Origin of the sequence: Streptomyces sp. NPDC006476 (genome assembly GCF_040612015.1) — a bacterium.
Taxonomy (GTDB): Bacteria; Actinomycetota; Actinomycetes; order Streptomycetales; family Streptomycetaceae; genus Streptomyces; species Streptomyces griseorubiginosus_B.
Window position 1 is genome coordinate 87,351 of record NZ_JBEXPK010000021.1, and the last position, 17,152, is coordinate 104,502.

A 17,152-nucleotide genomic window follows, 5' to 3' on the forward strand; every position below is an offset into this window, starting at 1 on the left:
GCGGAGAAATCTTGTGGTACCTCTTCAAGTACTGCGAATTCAGGCGCAGCTCAGGGGGACGCAAGGGGGACGAACATGAGTTCTCGTCGTACGACGGCCATAGCGGGATCACTGGTCACTGCGGCTTTTTCGGCCGTGCTGATCCTTTCCTGCACGGCCAGCGCCGACGATCAGGGGCCCGGGAGCAGCCAGGGGGGAAAGGCCATGGACGCGGCCCCGGCAGGCGTCAAGCTGACGACTCTCCTGCCTTCGAAGATCTCGGTGGACAACAGCACGCAGAAGACGGCGATCACCGCCACGGTGAAGAATCAGGGGACCAAGGACAGCGGAAAGATCCAGCTTCTGGTCGTCGGTTTCGACGGCCTCACCGTAAAGAACGTCCAGGGCTGCTCCGCGATCGGGAAGAATGACCTTCCCGCGGGGTCGAACAGCGGATTCGCCTGCCCGATCGACAATCTGGCGGCCGGAAAATCGAAGTCGTACGCCGTGGACGCCACGTACGACCTGAAAAAGCAGGGCAAGATCTGCCTGCCCGTCCAGGCCGGTGACGGGAAGAAGACGTACTGGCAGCAAGGCCCGGTGCCGTTCGGTACGACGAATCCGTCGCCGAACGCCCCGGCCACCCCGCTGCTCCTGGGCACCGACAACAAGCCGGTGGCACCGAGCGGCGGCGAACTGCCCAAGACCGGTGTCGGACAGGATCTGCTGCCGCTCGGCGCGGCGGGCGCGGCGCTGCTGACGGCCGGCGCGGCCGGACTGTGGTGGTCGACCCGGCGGCCCGCCCGACAGCTGCGCGGCTGAGCACGGCCACCGCGGGCCGGGGCGTGCGAGCGTCCCGGCCCGTGGCTTCACCTCACGTCACTTCACTTCATCCCACTTCACTTCATCCCCCTTCACCCGAAAAGCTGACGGCGGGTGTCAGGTTATGCGGGCAGCATGCTGGTCATGACCTCCGTCGACAACACCGCGACCCCCCGTTTCCTCCGCCCCGGCGACCCCGGCTACGACGACGAACTCGCCGGTTTCCAGACCGGGTTCGCCCAGCGCCCCGCCGTGGTCTGCGCCGCCGGGACCGCCGAGGACGTGATCGCCGCCGTGCGGTACGCGGCGGACCGGGGTCTGCCGATCGGCGTCCAGGCCACCGGACACGGACTGCCCGGCGGCTTCGAGGGCGGCGTCCTCGTCACGACGAAGCGCATGGACCGGGTCACCGTCGACGCGGAAGCGCGCACCGTGCGCGTCCAGGCCGGCGTCCGCTGGGGCCAGGTCGTCGCGGCCGCCGAACCGTACGGGCTCGCGCCGCTCAACGGCTCCGCGCCGGGCGTCGGCGCCGTCTCCTACACGCTGGGCGGCGGACTGAGCATCCTGGCACGGGAGTTCGGCTACGCGGCCGACCATGTGCGCTCCCTGGACGTCGTCACGGCGGACGGGCGACTGCGGCACGTCACCCGGGAGTCGGACCCCGACCTGTACTGGGCACTCCTCGGCGGCGGCCACAACTTCGGCGTCGTCACCGAGTTGGAGATCGGTCTCGTACCGGTGCGGACCCTTTACGGCGGCTCGGTGGCCTTCGACGGGCGGGAGACCGATCCGGCAGTCCTGCTACGGGCGTACGAGGAGTGGACGCGGACCGTGCCCGACGGGCTGACCTCGTCCTTCGCCGCCGTACCGTACCCGGACCTGCCGGCGCTTCCGCCGCATCTGCGGGGGCGGTACGTCGTCTCCGTGCGGGTCGCCCACACGGGAGCCGACGGCCAGCGGATCTGCGCGCCGCTGCGGGAGTTCGGGCCGGTGATCGCCGACTCGCTGCGGGAGATGCCGTACGCCGAGAGCCACACCATCCACAGCGACCCGGACTTCCCGCACGCCTACTACGGCGACAGCGCGGTGCTGAGCGAGCTGGACGTCGACCGGGCCGCCGGAGTGCTCGCGCGCACCGGGCCGGACGCGGGTGGGCCGATGTCCGTCGTGCAGGTCAATCATCTGGGCGGGGCGCTCGCGCGGCCCGCGCCGAACTCGGTGCCGTACCGCGAAGGGCGGTTCCTGGTGCGGCTGTTGACGGTCGGGGACCGTCAGCAGGCGCGGGCGGTGCTGGACCCGGCGTTCGCGCTGCTCGCGCCGGTCACCCTCGGCCGGGCGCTCAACTTCGCGTTCGGGGCCGGGGACCGGACCGAGGGGCTGTACGACGACGGGACGCGCAAGAGGCTCGCCGGGCTGAAGGCCCGGTACGACCCGGCGAACCTCTTCCGCAGGACCTACGACGTCAGCGCCTGACCAGCTTCCAGGCGGCGGGCATGACGCCCATCGCCAGGGCCGCCTTCAGGGCGTCGCCGATCAGGAACGGGGTGAGGCCGGCCGCGATCGCGGCGGAGAGGGACATGTCGGCCGCGTAGGCCAGGTACGGGACGCCGACGGCGTAGATGAGGGCCTCGCCCAGCAGCATCGTGCCCGCCATGCGCACCACGGAGCGGTCGGCGCCGCGGCGGGCCAGGGCGCCCACGACGGTCGAGGCGAGCAGCATGCCGAGGATGTAGCCGAAGGAGACGGACGCGCCGGAGCTGCCACCGGCGAACCACGGCACACCGGCGAGCCCGGCCAGCGCGTACAGGACGAGCGAGGCCAGGCCGCGGCTCGCGCCGAGCGTCGTGCCGACCAGCAGCGCGGCGAAGGTCTGGCCGGTCACCGGGACCGGGGAGTGCGGGACGGGCACCGAGATCTGGGCCGCGAGACCGGTGAGCGCCGCGCCGCCGAGCACGAGCGCCACGTCCCGGACACGGGACGCGGGGAGCAGGTCGGCGAGGACCTCGCGGGGGCGGACGGTGGCGGCAGCGGTGCTCATGGGGACTCCGCGGGTGACGGGGGCATGCAGGGACAGGGTGACGTTAACCCGGCGCCTGGAAGTGATCACCGTCAGCGCTCGACAAAGGGTGGAGCGACAGCTTGGTGGGCTCCGGACAAAGAGTGCTGGTTACACCCGGTTCGGCGTGACACCGGTCACTGTGGCAGGGACGTCCGCCTCACGTGACGGGCTGGAGTCCGGACTGTCGAATCCCACCAAATGAATCCTAGTGGTCTGGTCGGATTGACCGTTTCTCGCCTACCCTTCGGAACATGGTCGCCCAGTCCCGGTACTTCACGTCGCGTCGCTATGTCGACCTGCGACGCCAGGGGACCGCCACCTGTTGCCGCGCACGACTCAGCACGAGCGGCTGAGGCGGGTTCCGGCGCGCCTCACGCTCCGAGACGTGTCGGCCCCCGTTCCCGAGGACGTTTTCCCATGCCCCGTACCGCGGCTCCCCCTGTCACCTCCCCCTCCTCCACCTCCCGGCGCCGGACGAGCGCCAGTGTCGTCCTGCGGTCCGTGCTGGAGCACGGGCCGGTGGCGCGCTCCACCATCGCCCGGCTGACCGGGCTGTCACCGGCGTCGGTGACGGACTACTGCGCCCGTTTCGCCGAACTCGGCCTGATCCGTGAGGCGTCCGCGCCCCGGCGCTCGAACGGCGTGGGGCGTCCGCACGTCCCCGTCGACCTGGACGACTCGCGGTTCGTGGTCGGCGGAGTGCATGTGGCCGTGCCGTACACCACGGTCGCGCTGCTCGATCTGCGCGGGCGGGTGGTGGCCCGGCGGGAGCTGCGGCACGAGCGGACCGATCCGGGCTGGGTGCTGGCGCGGGCCGCCGAGGGGCTCGGCGCCCTGCTGGCCGAGGCACCGCGCTGCCGGCCGCTGGGGGTCGGTGTGGCCGTCGGCGGCTGGGTGGACCGGGAGTCCGGGACCGTCGTGGAGCATCCGATGCTCGGCTGGCGTGAGGTGGCCGTGCGGGAGGTGCTGGGCGAGCGCACCGGGCTGCCGGTCCATGTGGACGGGCACGCGCGGGCGTTGGTCAACGGGGAGCGGCTGTTCGGGGCGGCCCGGGACGGCGGGAGCGTGCTGCATCTGTTCGTGGGCAACGTGGTCGACGCGGCGTTCGCCACCCATGACGAGGTGCACCACGGGCCGCGGTCGCAGGCGGGCGCCATCGCCCATCTGCCGGTGCCGGGCGGTACGGAGCCCTGCGCGTGCGGGCGGATCGGCTGCCTGCAGGCCGAGTTGAGCGAGCGGACGCTGGTGCGGCGGGCGCGCGGGGCGGGTGTCGTGGCGGGCGTCAACCCGATGCACGTGGTCATGGCGGCCGCCGCGGGCGACCGGGAGGCCGTGCGGCTGCTGGTGGAGCGGGCCGGGGCCGTCGGGCGGGCGGCGCGGCTGCTGCTGGACGTGCTGAACCCGGAGACGGTCGTGGTGACCGAGGTGGGGATCATCCACCGGCAGGACTGCCTCGACGCGCTGCGCGAAGGGGTCGGCGCGGAACGGGCGGCGTCCGTCGTTCCGACCAGTTTCCCGGATTCCGTCCTCGCGGTAGCCGGTGGTTCGGTGGCGCTCGACGTGCTCTACCGGGATCCGCTGGCGGCCTCACCTCGGGCTATTTAATTCAGAAACTCCGAATGTTGACAGGGGGCGTTCATGGCCGGGAACATCCTGGTCATGAGCCTGTTCGTGAGCTGTCGCACCCTTTGTTGCTGACACATTGCCGCGTGTGAAGCGCTCATTTCCCCCTGCGTGAATTCTGTGTGACCCCCTTTGCCGGGCCCCCCTTTGCCGGGCCTGGTTCCGCCTGGAATTCCGCGCGTTTTCTTTCCCGCTTGTGTTTCCGAACTCACGGAGTCCCACCATGCCTTCCTCGTCTGCTTCGGGTGTCGACCGACGGCTCTTCCTCACCTCCCTGTTCGGTGCCGCCGCCGGTGTCGCCGGGCTCAGCGGCTGCGCGAACGGCAGCGCGTCCGCCGACACCGGCAAGGGCGCGTTGTCCGCCCCGCTCGCCGACAAGGTCCCGGCCGACACCAGCCTGAAGATCGCCTCGTACCAGAACACCGAGCAACTGCAGTTCAAGCTGGCCAAGTTGGGCGAGCTGCCGTTCAAGGTGTCGAGCTGGGTGAACATCGGCGCCGGACCGGATGTCATCAACGCCTTCCGCGCCAAGTCCCTCGACCTCGCCAACAACGCGGGCATCCCGCCGATCCAGGCGCACTACCAGGGCTTCGACGCGAAGATCGTCGCGATCGACATCACCCGCAAGCCCAACTACCTCTTCGCCACCAAGCCCGGCAGCGACATCCACTCGGTCGCGGACTTCAAGGGCAAGAAGCTGGCCTTCTCGCAGGGCCAGGCCCAAGGAGTGGTCCTGCTGCGGGCATTGAAGCAGGCGGGGCTGAAGTACGACGACGTCAAGCTCGTCCCGCTGACCAGCAACCAGTTCCTCACCGCCCTGCAGTCCGGCCAGGTCGACATCGCCCCGCTCGCCAACAGCCAGGCGCCCGCCTATCTGGCGCAGTACAAGTCCCAGGGCGCCCGCGTCATCACCACCGGCGTCGTCGACCTGCTCAACCTCCTCTGGGCGCCGACCTCCGTGCTGAGCGACCCCGCCAAGGCCGCCGCCGTCGCCGCGTACATCCCGTACTGGGCCAAGGGCCAGGTGTGGATGTACGAGAACCCCGGCACCTGGAACGAGGAGTTCTACGTCAAGACGCAGAACCTGACCCTCGCGCAGGCCAAGTCCATCTCCGACCTCGCCAACAAGCCCTTGTTCCCGCCGAGTTGGGACGAGGCCATCAAGTGGGAGCAGGAGACCGCGGATCTGCTGGCGGAAGGCGGCTTCGTGAAGAAGTTCGACGTGTCCTCGCTCTTCGACCACCGCTTCGAGTCCATCGCCGCCAAGGCCGTACCGGCGGAATACCGGAGGTGACCGCTGTGACCACCACGACCACCGCCGTCCCGGTGACGACCCGCGAGGAGACCCCTCCGGTACGGCGTCGCCGGCGCGGCCTCGCCCCCGGCAGGCGCCTGCCGGCCACCCGCCTGATCGGGCCGGCCCTGCTCCTGGCCCTGTGGGCCGCCGCCTCGGCCGCCGGGCAGCTGGACCCCGGCGCGATCCCGGCGCCCTGGACGGTGCTGAAGACCGCCGGGCATCTGTGGACCGCCGGGACCCTGCCCACCGACATCGCGACTTCCGTCGAGCGGGCCGCGTACGGCTTCGCCATCGGTCTCGTCGCCGGTGTCGTCCTCGCCCTGGCGTCGGGGCTGAGCCGGGTCGGGGAGGCGCTGATCGACGGGACGGTGAACCTCAACCGGGCGATCCCCACCCTCGGTCTGATCCCCCTGTTCATCCTCTGGCTCGGCATCGGCGAGGCGTTCAAGATCGCGATCATCGCCATCGTCGTCTACATCCCGATCTATCTGAACACGCACGCCGCGCTCTCCGGCATCGACAGCCGGTTCGTGGAACTGGCCGAGGTGCAGGGGCTGTCGAGGCTGCGGTTCGTCCGGCAGATCGTCATCCCCGGTGCCCTGCCCGGATTCTTCGTGGGACTCCGGCTCGGGGTGACCGGCTCCTGGCTGGGCCTGGTGGTGCTGGAGCAGATCAACGCCACCAGCGGACTCGGCTACATGATGTTCCAGGCCCAGAACTACGGCCAGTCCGACGTGATCCTCGTCGGCCTGCTCGTGTACGGCGTCTTCGGCCTGGTCTCCGACAGCGCGGTCCGTCTCATCGAACGGAGGGTGCTGTCATGGCGCCGCACACTGAGCAGCTGACCCGGCCCGCCGTCCGACTCCGCGGCCTCACCCGGTCGTTCGACGGGCGTACCGTCCTCGACGGCATCGACCTCGACCTGCCGGCCGGACAGTTCACCGCCCTGCTCGGGCACAGCGGGTCCGGCAAGAGCACCCTGCTTCGGGCGGTCGCGGGACTGGACCACAGGGTTGCCGGCAGCGGCCGGCTCGAAGCCCCGGAACGGGTGTCGGTGGTCTTCCAGGACTCACGGCTGCTGCCCTGGCGGCGGGTGCTGGACAACGTACTCCTCGGGCTCGACGGCAAGGACGCCGAGCGCAGGGGGCGGGAGGCGCTTGCCGAGGTGGGGCTCGAGGGGCGCGAGCGGGCCTGGCCCAACGAGCTGTCCGGCGGCGAGGCCCAGCGGGCCGCGCTCGCCCGGTCCCTCGTCCGCGAACCCGAACTGCTGCTGGCCGACGAGCCGTTCGGAGCGCTGGACGCGCTGACCCGCATCCGGATGCACGGCCTGCTGCGGGAGCTGTGGAAACGCCACCGGCCGTCCGTCCTGCTCGTCACCCACGACGTCAACGAGGCGATCGTCCTCGCCGACCGGGTCCTGGTCCTGGAGAAGGGCCGTATCGGACTCGACCTCACCATCGACCGCCCCCACCCACGCTCCTACCGCGACCCCCTGCTCGGCGAGTACCGGGAACGGCTGCTCGCGGCGCTCGGCGTCACGGAGGACCACGCATGACCACCACCCAGGGTTTCCCGGAGGACCACGCATGACCCGCCGGCTCCACCTCAACGCCTTCCTCATGAACACCGGTCATCACGAGGCCTCGTGGCGGCTGCCCGAGAGCGATCCGCTCGCGCATGTCGAACTGGGCCACTACGTACGGCTCGCCCGGACCGCCGAGCGCGGCACCTTCGACTCGCTCTTCCTCGCCGACGGTCCACAGCTGTGGAGCAACCTCGCCCAGCGTCCCGCCGGCGCCCTTGAACCGCTCACGCTGCTCACCGCGCTGGCGACGGCGACCGAGCACATCGGGCTGATCGCCACCGCGTCGACCTCGTACAACTCGCCCTACAACCTGGCCCGCAAGTTCGCCTCGCTGGACATCATCAGCGGTGGCCGGGCGGGCTGGAACATCGTCACCACCGCGGGCGCGGAGGCCGCCCGGAACTTCGGTCTCGAGCACGAGCCCGCACACGCCGAGCGGTACGCCCGTGCCGCCGAGTTCCTCGACGTGGCCCTGAAGCTCTGGGACAGCTGGGAGGACGACGCGATCGTCGCCGACAAGGCGGCCGGCGTCTGGGGCGACGACAGCAAGATCCATCCGCCCCGGCACAAGGGGACGTACTTCAGTGTCGAGGGAGCGCTCAACGTCCCCCGTTCGCCCCAGGGCTATCCGCTGCTCGTGCAGGCCGGTTCCAGCGAGGACGGCAAGTCGTTCGCGGCCCGGTACGCGGAGGCGGTGTTCACCGCCCAGCAGACCCTCGAGGACGCGCAGGCCTTCTACGCCGACCTCAAGTCCCGTACGAGGGCGGCAGGCCGGGACCCCGAGCACATCAAGGTGCTGCCCGGGATCGTGCCGGTCATCGGGTCCACGGAGGCCGAGGCGCGGGCGAACGAGCAGCTGCTGGAGGACCACATCGTGCACCGGCACGGCGTGGCCAACCTGGAGCGCCTGCTGCAACTGCCCTCCGGGACCCTGGAGTTGGACGCCCAACTGCCCGCAGACCTGCCGTCCGAGGACGCCGTCGAGGGCGCCAAGAGCCGCTACACGCTCGTCGTCGAGCTCGCCCGGCGCGAGCGGCTCACCGTCCGGCAGCTGATCGGACGGCTGGGCGGGGGACGCGGCCACCTCACCTTCGCCGGCACGCCCGAGCAGGTCGCCGACCAGATCGAGAGCTGGTTCACACGGGGCGCCGCCGACGGCTTCAACATCATGCCGGCCGTCCTGCCCTCCGGCCTCGACGCCTTCGTCGACCACGTCGTCCCGATCCTGCGCACCCGCGGCCTGCTGCGCACGGAGTACGGACCCCGCCAGACCCTGCGGGAGCGCTACGGCCTTCCCCGCCCCGCCAACCAGTACCTCCAGCCCGCCGAACCCGCCCTCGTCTGAAAGGACCCCCGCACATGTCCGAGATCGAGATCCAGAAGGTCACCGCCCACATCGGCGCCCGCGTCTCCGGAGTCGACATCTCCAAGCCGCTCGACGCGGAGACGGCGACCGCGATCCGCGAGGCCCTGAACGTCCACAAGGCGCTCGTCTTCGACGACGTGAACCTCGACGACGAGGGACAGCAGGCCTTCGTCCGCCACTTCGGCGACGTGACCACCGCCCACCCGACGGTCTCCTCCGTCGCCGGCGTCCCGAACGTCCTGCCGGTCGACAGCGAGCGCGGCCGGGCAGCCAACCACTGGCACACCGACGTCACGTTCGTCCTCAACCCGCCGCAGGCCAGCACCCTGCGCTCGCTCACGATCCCGCCATACGGCGGCGAGACCCTGATCGCCAGCTCGGCCGCCGCCTACCGTCAACTGCCTGAGTCCCTGCGGAACCTGGCGGACACGCTGTGGGCCGAGCACACCAACGACTACGACTACGCCGTACCGGAGGAGGAGTTGGACGAGCAAGCCGCCGCGCAGCGCGCCCAGTTCACGTCCATCAAGTACCGCACGGTCCACCCGGTGGTCCGCGTCCACCCGCTGACCGGTGAACGCGGCCTGTTCATCGGCGGGTTCGCCCAGCGGATCGTCGGTCTCTCCCCGGGCGAGTCCCGCAAGATCCTGGACCTGCTCCAGGCGTACGTGACCCGGCCGGAGAACATCCTGCGCCACCGCTGGTCCGAGAACCAGCTCGTGCTGTTCGACAACCGCATCACCCAGCACTACGCCGTCGACAACTACGACGGCCTGCCGCGCCGGCTGCACCGGGTGACCGTCGCCGGTGACATCCCGGTCGGCATCGAAGGCAAGGAGAGCTACTCCATCGAGGGCGACGCCTCGCACTACACGTCCGTGGCGGCGTAGTCACCGAGGAGACCGCCCCCGTCGTGCGCTACGGCTTGCGGCCCACGCCGCCGTGCTGGCCGATGGGGGCGGTGTCGGCGTCCGAGTCCGGGCGCCACAGCGGGACGGACACGACGCCCGGCTCCACCAGCTCCAGGCCCTCGAAGTAGCCCTCGATCTGCTCGACCGGCCGCAGGAAGTACGGCACCGCGCCGGTCTCGTTGTAGGCGTCCTGCGCCTGCTCGTAGACCGGGTCGGTGCCGCGCGAGCCCTCGTTCAGGGACAGGTGGCTGCCGGAGGGCAGGCCCGCCATCAGGTTCCGTACCAGGTCGCGGGCCTGGTCGTAGCTGCTGACGTGCCCGAGGATGCCGCTGAGGATCAGGGCCGTCGGCCGGGTGAGGTCCAGCGTCCTCCCCGCCGCCTCCAGGATGCGCTCCGGTTCGTACAGGCTCAGGTCCTCGTACGCCGTGACACCCTCCGGCGTCGAGGTCAGCAGGGCGCGGGCGTGGGCGAGGACCAGGGGGTCGTTGTCGACGTAGACGATCCTCGCGTCGGGGGCGTAGCGCTGGGCGACCTCGTGGGTGTTGTCGACGGTCGGCAGTCCCGTGCCGACGTCCAGGAACTGCCGTACACCCGCCTCCGTCACGAGGTAACGGATGGTGCGCCCGAGAAAGGCGCGGCTGCTGCGAGCGATGGTGACGATGCCGGGGAAGACGGCGGTGTAGGCGTCGCCGGCCTCCTCGTCCACCGGGTAGTTGTCCTTGCCGCCCAGCCAGTAGTTCCAGATCCGGGCCGAATGCGGCACCGAGGTGTCGATCTCCGTCATACCGACATCCTCCTACGTCCGATCCTGATCGCAGGGCACGTTCAGCGAGATCAGACCAACTTGATTGAGATTTATACGGAGTTCGGTGACGGCGGCGTTCCGCAGCTGGGGAAGGACACGGCGGTATTCGCCGAGCGGGATGGACAGCAGACGGCACAGCACCAGCCGCAGCAGGGTGTTGTGGGCGACGACCAGCACGCGCTCGCCCTCGTGCGCGGCGGCGATACGGCGCAGGGCGGCGGCGCCGCGCTCGGCGGCGGCCCTCGGGTCCTCGGCACCGGGGAAGGGGTGGGCGACGGGATCGGCGCGGAACGCCTGCGCCGCCTCCGGGTTCTCGGCCGCGAACTCGGCGAGGGTACGGCCCTCCACCACGCCGAAGTCGCATTCCCGCAGGTCCGGTTCGCGGGCCGGCGTGAGCCCCAGGGCCCGGCAGGCGGGCTCGGCGGTCACGACGGCGCGGGAGACGGGGGAGGTCCAGACGGCGGTGACGGGGTGCGCGGCGACCCACCGCCCGAGCGCCTCGGCCTGCGCGTACCCGGTGTCGGTGAGCGGCACGTCGCTGACCCCGGCGTAACGGTTCTCACCGTGCCAGACGGTCTGCCCGTGCCGGGCGAGGAGAAGTGTGGTGTTCATGTGCGGGTCCATCCGGGTGGGGGGTGGGGTCATGAGTCCGCCGTGTTCCGGTCGAGGCGGGTGCGGGCGTGGGCCGCGACCGGGGGCGGCAGCCAGCCGCGGGCCGTCAGTTCGTCGATCAGCCGGGCGTACGGCTCCGCGAACAGGGCCGTGCGCCCGGGTCGCGGTTCGAGAACCGTCCGGACGCGGACCATGCGCTCGGCGACGTCCGCCAGGGAGCCACCCGCGCCCGTGCCGTGGGCGGCCAGCGCGGCCATGCCCAGAGCCGGCTCGGTCTGGACCGGTACGCGGGCCGGGCGGCCCAGGATGTCGGCGCGCAGTTGGTTCCAGTACCGGCTGCGCGCGCCGCCCCCGGTGAAGGTGAGCGGGCCGTCCAGCGGGGCGCCGAGATGGTGCAGGTAGTCCAGGCAGAGCCGTTCCGTGAAGGCGACGCCCTGCAGGAGGGCGGCCCACAGGTCGGCGTCGTCGCGCGGTTGGCCGAGGACCAGCGCCGAGGCGTCCGGCGCCCGGAACGGGAACCGCTCACCGGACGACACCAGCGGGTACGTCACCGCGCCCGACGGCTCATAGGCGGCCGCCCGCTCGTCCATGGCCGCCGGGTCCGCTCCCGCGAAGGACGCCGTGAGGACGCCGGCGCCGACGCCCGAGGCACCGCCGGGCAGCCAGCCACCGTCCGGGGCGCGGTGGTTGTAGACCACGCCGGCCGGGTCGTGGACGGGGGTGGTGGAGACGCCCTTGAGGACGAGCGTGGTGCCGAGCACCGAGTTCCAGGAGCCGGGCCGGAGCGCCCCGGAGGCGATCTGCGCCGCGCAGCCGTCGGTCATCCCCGCGACGACCCGGGTGCCGGCGGGGATACCGGTGGCCTCGGAGGCCTCGGCGCCGACCTCGCCGAGCGGGGTGCCGGGCCGCACGACGTCGGGGAACAGCCCGTCGGGCAGGCCCAGTTCGGCGAAGGCCGCGTACGGCCAGGCGTCCCGCTCCAGGTCGTAACCGGTCTTGAGGGCGTGACTGGAGTCGGCGGGCCGGGGCACCCCGACGAGACGGCCGACGATCACGTCCGGCTGATGGGCCAGCCGGAAGCGGGACGGACGGGCCGGACGGAGGTGGGGGTGGGGCCGGTGCGCGCCGGGTGAGGCGCGCGGGCCGACGGCGGCGGCACCGGCCACATCCCCGCCGTACTCCCCCATCAGCCACACCGCCTTCGGCAGCGCCCAGGTGTCCTGCACCGCCACCCCGGCCGCCCGCACCCGCGCCGCCTCACGCGCCGCGCGCCCGTCGTCGTACATGAGCCCGGGGCTCACCGGCCGCCCCGCGGGGTCCGTCAGCAGGACCGTGCCGGACGTGCCGCACACCGCGAGCCCGCCGATCCGCACGCCCGTCACCCCGCCGAGCGCCTGCCGGGACGCGGCGCACACGCCCGCCCACCACTCCTCCGGGTCCTGCTCGTGCCGCTCCCCCTCCCGGTGCCCGCCGAGCGGCGCCGAGCCGCGGCCGAGGACCGTGCCGTCCGCCGCGACCAGCAGCACCCGGACGCTCTGCGTGCCCAGGTCGATCCCCAGCCAGGCCTCACGCCCGTCCGCCATCCGAACCTCCCGGGTATCGCGGTCCCGTCTGTGAACTTCACACCCACCTTCGATATTGACCCGGGTTTTTCGCCTGCGCGAGGGATTGACGCGCAACTTCCACCGTTACACCCTCGATTGACGAGCCCACTCGACGGTGACCGGGACACGATGAGCAGCAGCGACAGCAGCGGGGGCGGCGCCCACCCCCAGGGACCCACCGCCCGCCGGGCCGCGATGGCCGAGCGGGTCCTGGCCGCGGGCTCGGCCACGGCGGCGGAGCTCGCCGAGCGGTTCGGGGTGAGCCTGATGACCGTCCACCGCGACCTGGACGAGCTCGAACGGCAGGGAGTGGTCCGGAAGTTCAGAGGTGGGGTGACGGCCCAGCCCTCCGGTGTCTTCGAGTCGAACGTGCAGTACCGGCTGAAGACCATGCGCGCCGAGAAGGAGGCCCTGGCCGAGCGGGCGCTGGGGCTGATAGAGCCCGGCATGGCGATCATGCTGGACGACTCCACCTCCGCGCTGGAGATAGCGCGCAGACTCCGCCTCGGCGAGATCACCCCGCTGACGGTGGTCACCAACTTCCTGGAGGCCGTCAACGTCCTCGCCGACCAGCGGGGCATCCATCTCATGGCCCTGGGCGGCGACTACGACCCGCTGCACGCGTCCTTCCTCGGCGTGTCCTGCGTCGAGGCGGTCCAGTCGCTGCGCGTGGACGTCTGCTTCGCCTCGACGTCGGCCGTGCACGCCGGGTACGCCTACCACCAGGAGCAGCACATCGTGTCGGTGAAGCGGGCGATGCTCGACTCCGCCGCCCGCGGCGTCCTGCTGGTCGACCACACCAAGCTGGGCCGGACCGCCCTGCACCGGGTCGCCCCGCTGTCCCGCTTCGACCTGCTCCTCGTGGACGACGGGGCGTCGGCCGATGCGCTGCGGGACCTGGACGAGCACAAGGTCACCTACCAGGTGTGCGCGACGAAGGACTCACCGTGACGAAGGGCTTTTTGTGACGAAGGGCTTGCTGTGATGAGCGGGTCGGTGCGGGTTCTGGCGGCCGGCGACCACTTCGTCCTGCCGTCGCTGATCAGGAACGCGGTCACCGCCCAAACAGACTGTTCGGTGCGGGAGTTACTGCTCGGCTGGCCCCTGGAACCCTTCGGCCCGGTGGCCGAGGTGCAGGAGGCCAGTGACGCCGAGGACGAGATGATCGAGGCGCTGGTCGACGGCCGCGAGGTCCTGGTCACCCAGATGGGTCCGGTCACCGAACGGGTCCTGGAGGCATCCCCCGCGCTCCGCCTGGTCGTCGTCTGCCGGGGCGGCCCGGTCAACGTCAACCTCGACGCGGCCAAACGCCATGACGTCCGCGTCTGCTACGCGCCCGGCCGCAATGCCGCCGCCACCGCCGAGTTCACCGTCGGCCTGCTCCTGGCCGCCCTGCGCCGCATCCCCCAGGCCCACGGCCTCCTCGCCGGGCAGGGGAGTTGGGAGGGGGCGACGTACTACACCTACGAGCACAGCGGTCTGGAGCTGGAGGACCTGCCGGTCGGGCTCGTCGGCTACGGAGCCGTGGGCAGCCGGGTCGCCCGGGCGCTGTGCGCCTTCGGCGCGCGGGTGATGGTGTACGACCCCTACGTCCGCGGCGAGATCCACGGCCTGCGCGTCGACTCGCTCGAGGAACTCCTGCGCCGCTCCCGGGTGATCACCCTGCACGCCCGGCTGACCCCGGAGACCAGGGGCCTGATCGGGGCGCGCGAACTGGCCCTCCTGCCCGAGCGATCGGTGCTCGTGAACGCGGCACGCGGCCCCCTGCTGGACGAGGAGGCGCTGTGCGACGCCCTGGAGAGCGGCCGGCTCTCGGCGGCCGCGCTCGACACCTACGCAACGGAACCGCTCCCGCCGGACTCCCGGCTGCACGCGCTGGCCGACCGGGTCGTCCTGACCCCGCACCTCGGCGGGGCGTCCCGCGCGGTGGCGGAGAAGGCGGCGAGGATCGCCGCGGAGGAAGTGGGCCGCTGGGCACGCGGGGAGCCCCTGGCACACGCGCTGACGTGAGTGCCGTGAAGTGCCGTGGGTACGCCGCCGGACCGTGAAGGAGAAGCGTGATGTACGTCGGGATCGACGTGGGCACGTCCATGGTGAAGGCCGCCGCGTTCGACGAGGAGGGGCGGGAGCTGGGGGTCGAGGCGCGGGCGGTGGGGCTCGCGCTGCACGGGGGTGTGGTCGAGCAGGACATGGAGGAGGTGTACGGGGCGGTCGTCGCCGTGCTGGAGGCGCTGACCTCGCGGCTCGCGGAGCCCGTCGCGCTCGCGGGGCTCACCGGGCAGGGCGACGGGGTGTGGCTGGTCGACAAGGAGGGGCGTCCGGTGCGGGCCGCGGCCTCCTGGATGGACGGGCGGGCACATGAACTCCTCGACCAGTGGCTGGCGGACGGCACGTTCGAGACCGTCTTCCGCCGGACCGGGAGCGCCATGTTCCCGGGCTGTCCCGGCCCGTTGCTGGCGTGGTTCGACCGGTACGAGCCGAGGTCCCTGGACGCCGCCGCCACCGCCGTGTACTGCAAGGACATGGTGTTCCGGCGGCTGACGGGCGCCCCGGTGACCACGGACGTCTCCGACGCGTCGATGCCGTTCCTCGACCCGAGGACACGGACGTACGACAACCGGGTCGTCGAGCTGCTCGGGCTCACCCACCGCCGTGGCCTGCTCGCCCCGGTCGGTGACCCGATCGCCACGGCCGAGGCGCTCGGCGAGGGACTGCCGGCCGGCACCCGGCTGGCGAACGGGCCGTACGACCTGCCCTCCTGCGCGCTCGGCGCGGGCGTCACCGCGCCCGGTGACGGTCTGCTGATCGTCGGCACCTGCCTGGCGAGCCTCGTCGCGACCACCGACCTCGACCTGACGGGCGAGCCGGCCGGGCTGTACATCTCCACCGACCGTCCCGGCCACTGGCTGCGGGCCATGCCGGCGATGGTCGGCACGGCGGCGCTGGACTGGGTGCTGTCGACGACCGGGGTTCAGCGGGAGGAGGTCGACGCCCTGCTCGCCGACACGCCGCCGGGCGCGAACGGCGTGCGGGTCCTGCCGTACTTCGCCCCCTCGGGCGAGCGCGCCCCCTTCGTCGAGCCCCGGCTGCGCGCGGAAATCACCGGCGTCTGTCTGGAGTCGACCAAGGCCGATCTGGTCCGCGCCACCTGCGAGGGCATCGGGTTCGCGGCCCGCCACTGCCTTCAGGCCGCGGGCCTGACCGGCACCCTCGCGGTGTGCGGCGGCGGCACCCGCAGCCCCGCGTGGATGCGGCTGCTGGCGGACGTGCTGGGCCGTCCGCTGCGGGTGGTCGAGGGCGAAGTGGGCGCGCGGGGCGCGGTGTTGGCGGCGGCGGAACGGTATGGGGTTCCCCTGGACGCAGGGGTATGGACGAAACCGACATCCGTGGTGGAACCTGACGCGACACGGGCGGCGTACTACGCGAAGGCCTACGAGGACCATCTGGACCGTCTCGCGCGGGCACGCGCGGCGATGGACGCCCGTCGCTGACCACGAGGAGGGGTTCATGACGACGAGCCGGATGTGCCCCACCTGCAAAAGCAGACAGGACTTCCGCAAACTCAACGACGCGGAGAAGGCCGCCGTCCGCGAGGAGAAGGGCCCCCGCCACTTCGTCCACGACCTCTGGCGGTGCACCGCGAAGGGCTGCCTGTGGTACCAGCCCTACTTCCGCCAGGGCGACGGCGGCATCCTTCCCGAGAAGTTCCGGGAGAAGAAGGACGAGGAGGCCGCCGCCCCCGAGTGAGACCTACAGGTTGCTGAAGTCCGGACCCTTGGTGCGGGTGCGCTTGATCTCGTAGAAGCCCGGGACCGAGGCGACGGCGAGGGTGCCGTCCCAGAGCCTCGCGGCCTCCTCGCCCTTGGGCGCCGGGGTGACGACGGGGCCGAAGAAGGCGATCTGCTCGCCGTCCGCGCCGGGCACGGCGATGACGGGGGTGCCGACCTCCTGGCCGACCTTCTCGATGCCCTCCTTGTGGGAGGCGCGCAGCTCGGCCTCGAACTCGAAGTCCTCCTGTTCGGCGTAGTCGATCAGGTCGGCGGGCAGCCCGACCTCGTCCAGCGCGGCGGCTATGGCCTCGACGGTCGGGCCCTCGCCGTTGTTGTGGAAGCGGGTGCCGAGCGCGGTGTAGAGCGGGCCGACGACGTCCGAGCCGTGCTTCTGCCAGGCCGCGGTGACCACCTTCACCGGCTTCCACGCCTTGGTCGCCAGCATCTCCCGGTACTCCTCGGGCAGCTCGTCGATCCGGTCCTCGTTGAGCACCGCGAGGCTCATGATGTGCCAGCGAATGTCGATGTCCCGGACCTTCTGCACCTCCAGCACCCAGCGGGAGGTCATCCACGCCCAGGGGCACAGCGGGTCGAACCAGAAGTCGACGGGGGTCTTGGCGGAGCTGCTCGCGGTCTCGGACATGGCTCTCCTAGAAAAAGGACTCGTTTCAACCGGCAACACCGGGCGTCGCCGTCCCCATTCCCGTCCGCCGTTCCCA

17 protein-coding genes are annotated in these 17,152 nt (G+C 71.6%); 12 read left to right on the forward strand and 5 right to left on the reverse strand.

The window, feature by feature from the left end; genetic code table 11:
• Positions 1-75 precede the first annotated feature (75 nt).
• Positions 76-801, forward strand: coding sequence for an LPXTG cell wall anchor domain-containing protein (locus ABZZ74_RS24410; RefSeq protein WP_356768241.1), 726 nt, complete (start codon positions 76-78; stop codon positions 799-801).
• A gap of 144 nt (positions 802-945) precedes the next feature.
• Positions 946-2,274, forward strand: coding sequence for an FAD-binding oxidoreductase (locus tag ABZZ74_RS24415; RefSeq protein ID WP_356768243.1), 1,329 nt, complete (start codon positions 946-948; stop codon positions 2,272-2,274).
• On the opposite strand, the gene ABZZ74_RS24420 is transcribed toward ABZZ74_RS24415, so the two are convergent.
• Positions 2,264-2,839, reverse strand: coding sequence for a biotin transporter BioY (locus ABZZ74_RS24420; protein ID WP_133040976.1), 576 nt, complete (start codon positions 2,837-2,839; stop codon positions 2,264-2,266). The genes ABZZ74_RS24415 and ABZZ74_RS24420 overlap by 11 nt on opposite strands.
• 438 nt (positions 2,840-3,277) lie before the next feature.
• Here ABZZ74_RS24420 and ABZZ74_RS24425 point away from each other — a divergent pair, with 438 nt between their 5' ends.
• The 6 genes from ABZZ74_RS24425 to ABZZ74_RS24450 all read left to right on the forward strand — a co-directional run bounded on the left by ABZZ74_RS24425 (position 3,278) and on the right by ABZZ74_RS24450 (position 9,621).
• Positions 3,278-4,465, forward strand: a complete 1,188-nt coding sequence (locus ABZZ74_RS24425; RefSeq protein WP_356768245.1) for an ROK family protein — start codon at positions 3,278-3,280, stop codon at positions 4,463-4,465.
• A 241-nt stretch (positions 4,466-4,706) separates the two neighbouring features.
• Positions 4,707-5,777: an ABC transporter substrate-binding protein gene (locus tag ABZZ74_RS24430; protein WP_356768247.1), complete on the forward strand. Its 1,071-nt coding sequence runs from the start codon at positions 4,707-4,709 to the stop codon at positions 5,775-5,777.
• A 5-nt stretch (positions 5,778-5,782) separates the two neighbouring features.
• The gene (locus ABZZ74_RS24435; RefSeq protein WP_356768249.1) at positions 5,783-6,625 is read left to right on the forward strand and encodes an ABC transporter permease; all 843 of its coding nucleotides are present in this window, start codon (positions 5,783-5,785) and stop codon (positions 6,623-6,625) included.
• On the forward strand, positions 6,601-7,335 hold the full coding sequence (locus tag ABZZ74_RS24440) for an ABC transporter ATP-binding protein (protein ID WP_356768251.1): 735 nt from the start codon (positions 6,601-6,603) through the stop codon (positions 7,333-7,335). The genes ABZZ74_RS24435 and ABZZ74_RS24440 overlap by 25 nt, the downstream gene beginning before the upstream one ends.
• 31 nt (positions 7,336-7,366) lie before the next feature.
• Entirely contained in the window at positions 7,367-8,710 is a 1,344-nt protein-coding gene (locus ABZZ74_RS24445; protein ID WP_356768253.1) for an LLM class flavin-dependent oxidoreductase, read from the forward strand.
• Positions 8,711-8,724: 14 nt separating this feature from the next.
• Entirely contained in the window at positions 8,725-9,621 is an 897-nt protein-coding gene (locus ABZZ74_RS24450) for a TauD/TfdA family dioxygenase (RefSeq protein ID WP_356768255.1), read from the forward strand.
• A 28-nt stretch (positions 9,622-9,649) separates the two neighbouring features.
• Here the strand turns inward: ABZZ74_RS24450 and ABZZ74_RS24455 are convergent, their stop codons facing one another.
• Genes ABZZ74_RS24455 through ABZZ74_RS24465 form a run of 3 tightly spaced genes read right to left on the reverse strand, consistent with a single transcriptional unit; the run spans position 9,650 to position 12,642 of the window.
• Positions 9,650-10,426, reverse strand: coding sequence for an SAM-dependent methyltransferase (locus tag ABZZ74_RS24455; protein WP_356768257.1), 777 nt, complete (start codon positions 10,424-10,426; stop codon positions 9,650-9,652).
• Between the two features lie 12 nt (positions 10,427-10,438).
• Positions 10,439-11,059 (reverse strand): histidine phosphatase family protein, encoded by a 621-nt coding sequence (locus ABZZ74_RS24460; protein WP_356768259.1) that lies wholly within the window; start codon positions 11,057-11,059, stop codon positions 10,439-10,441.
• Between the two features lie 29 nt (positions 11,060-11,088).
• The gene (locus ABZZ74_RS24465) at positions 11,089-12,642 is read right to left on the reverse strand and encodes an FGGY-family carbohydrate kinase (protein WP_356768261.1); all 1,554 of its coding nucleotides are present in this window, start codon (positions 12,640-12,642) and stop codon (positions 11,089-11,091) included.
• Positions 12,643-12,792: 150 nt separating this feature from the next.
• On the opposite strand from ABZZ74_RS24465, the gene ABZZ74_RS24470 reads away from it, so the two are divergent.
• From ABZZ74_RS24470 to ABZZ74_RS24485, 4 genes are read left to right on the forward strand one after another with little or no spacing between them, the layout of a single operon-like run.
• A complete protein-coding gene (locus tag ABZZ74_RS24470) occupies positions 12,793-13,614 on the forward strand; it encodes a DeoR/GlpR family DNA-binding transcription regulator (RefSeq protein WP_356768265.1) in 822 nt (273 codons plus the stop codon).
• 33 nt (positions 13,615-13,647) lie between these two features.
• The gene (locus tag ABZZ74_RS24475) at positions 13,648-14,673 is read left to right on the forward strand and encodes a 2-hydroxyacid dehydrogenase (protein ID WP_356768267.1); all 1,026 of its coding nucleotides are present in this window, start codon (positions 13,648-13,650) and stop codon (positions 14,671-14,673) included.
• A gap of 50 nt (positions 14,674-14,723) precedes the next feature.
• A complete protein-coding gene (locus tag ABZZ74_RS24480; RefSeq protein ID WP_356768269.1) occupies positions 14,724-16,154 on the forward strand; it encodes an FGGY-family carbohydrate kinase in 1,431 nt (476 codons plus the stop codon).
• Positions 16,155-16,170: 16 nt separating this feature from the next.
• A complete protein-coding gene (locus ABZZ74_RS24485) occupies positions 16,171-16,410 on the forward strand; it encodes a hypothetical protein (RefSeq protein WP_356768271.1) in 240 nt (79 codons plus the stop codon).
• Positions 16,411-16,413: 3 nt separating this feature from the next.
• On the opposite strand, the gene ABZZ74_RS24490 is transcribed toward ABZZ74_RS24485, so the two are convergent.
• Positions 16,414-17,076, reverse strand: a complete 663-nt coding sequence (locus ABZZ74_RS24490) for a DsbA family protein (protein WP_356768273.1) — start codon at positions 17,074-17,076, stop codon at positions 16,414-16,416.
• Between the last annotated feature and the right edge of the window lie 76 nt (positions 17,077-17,152).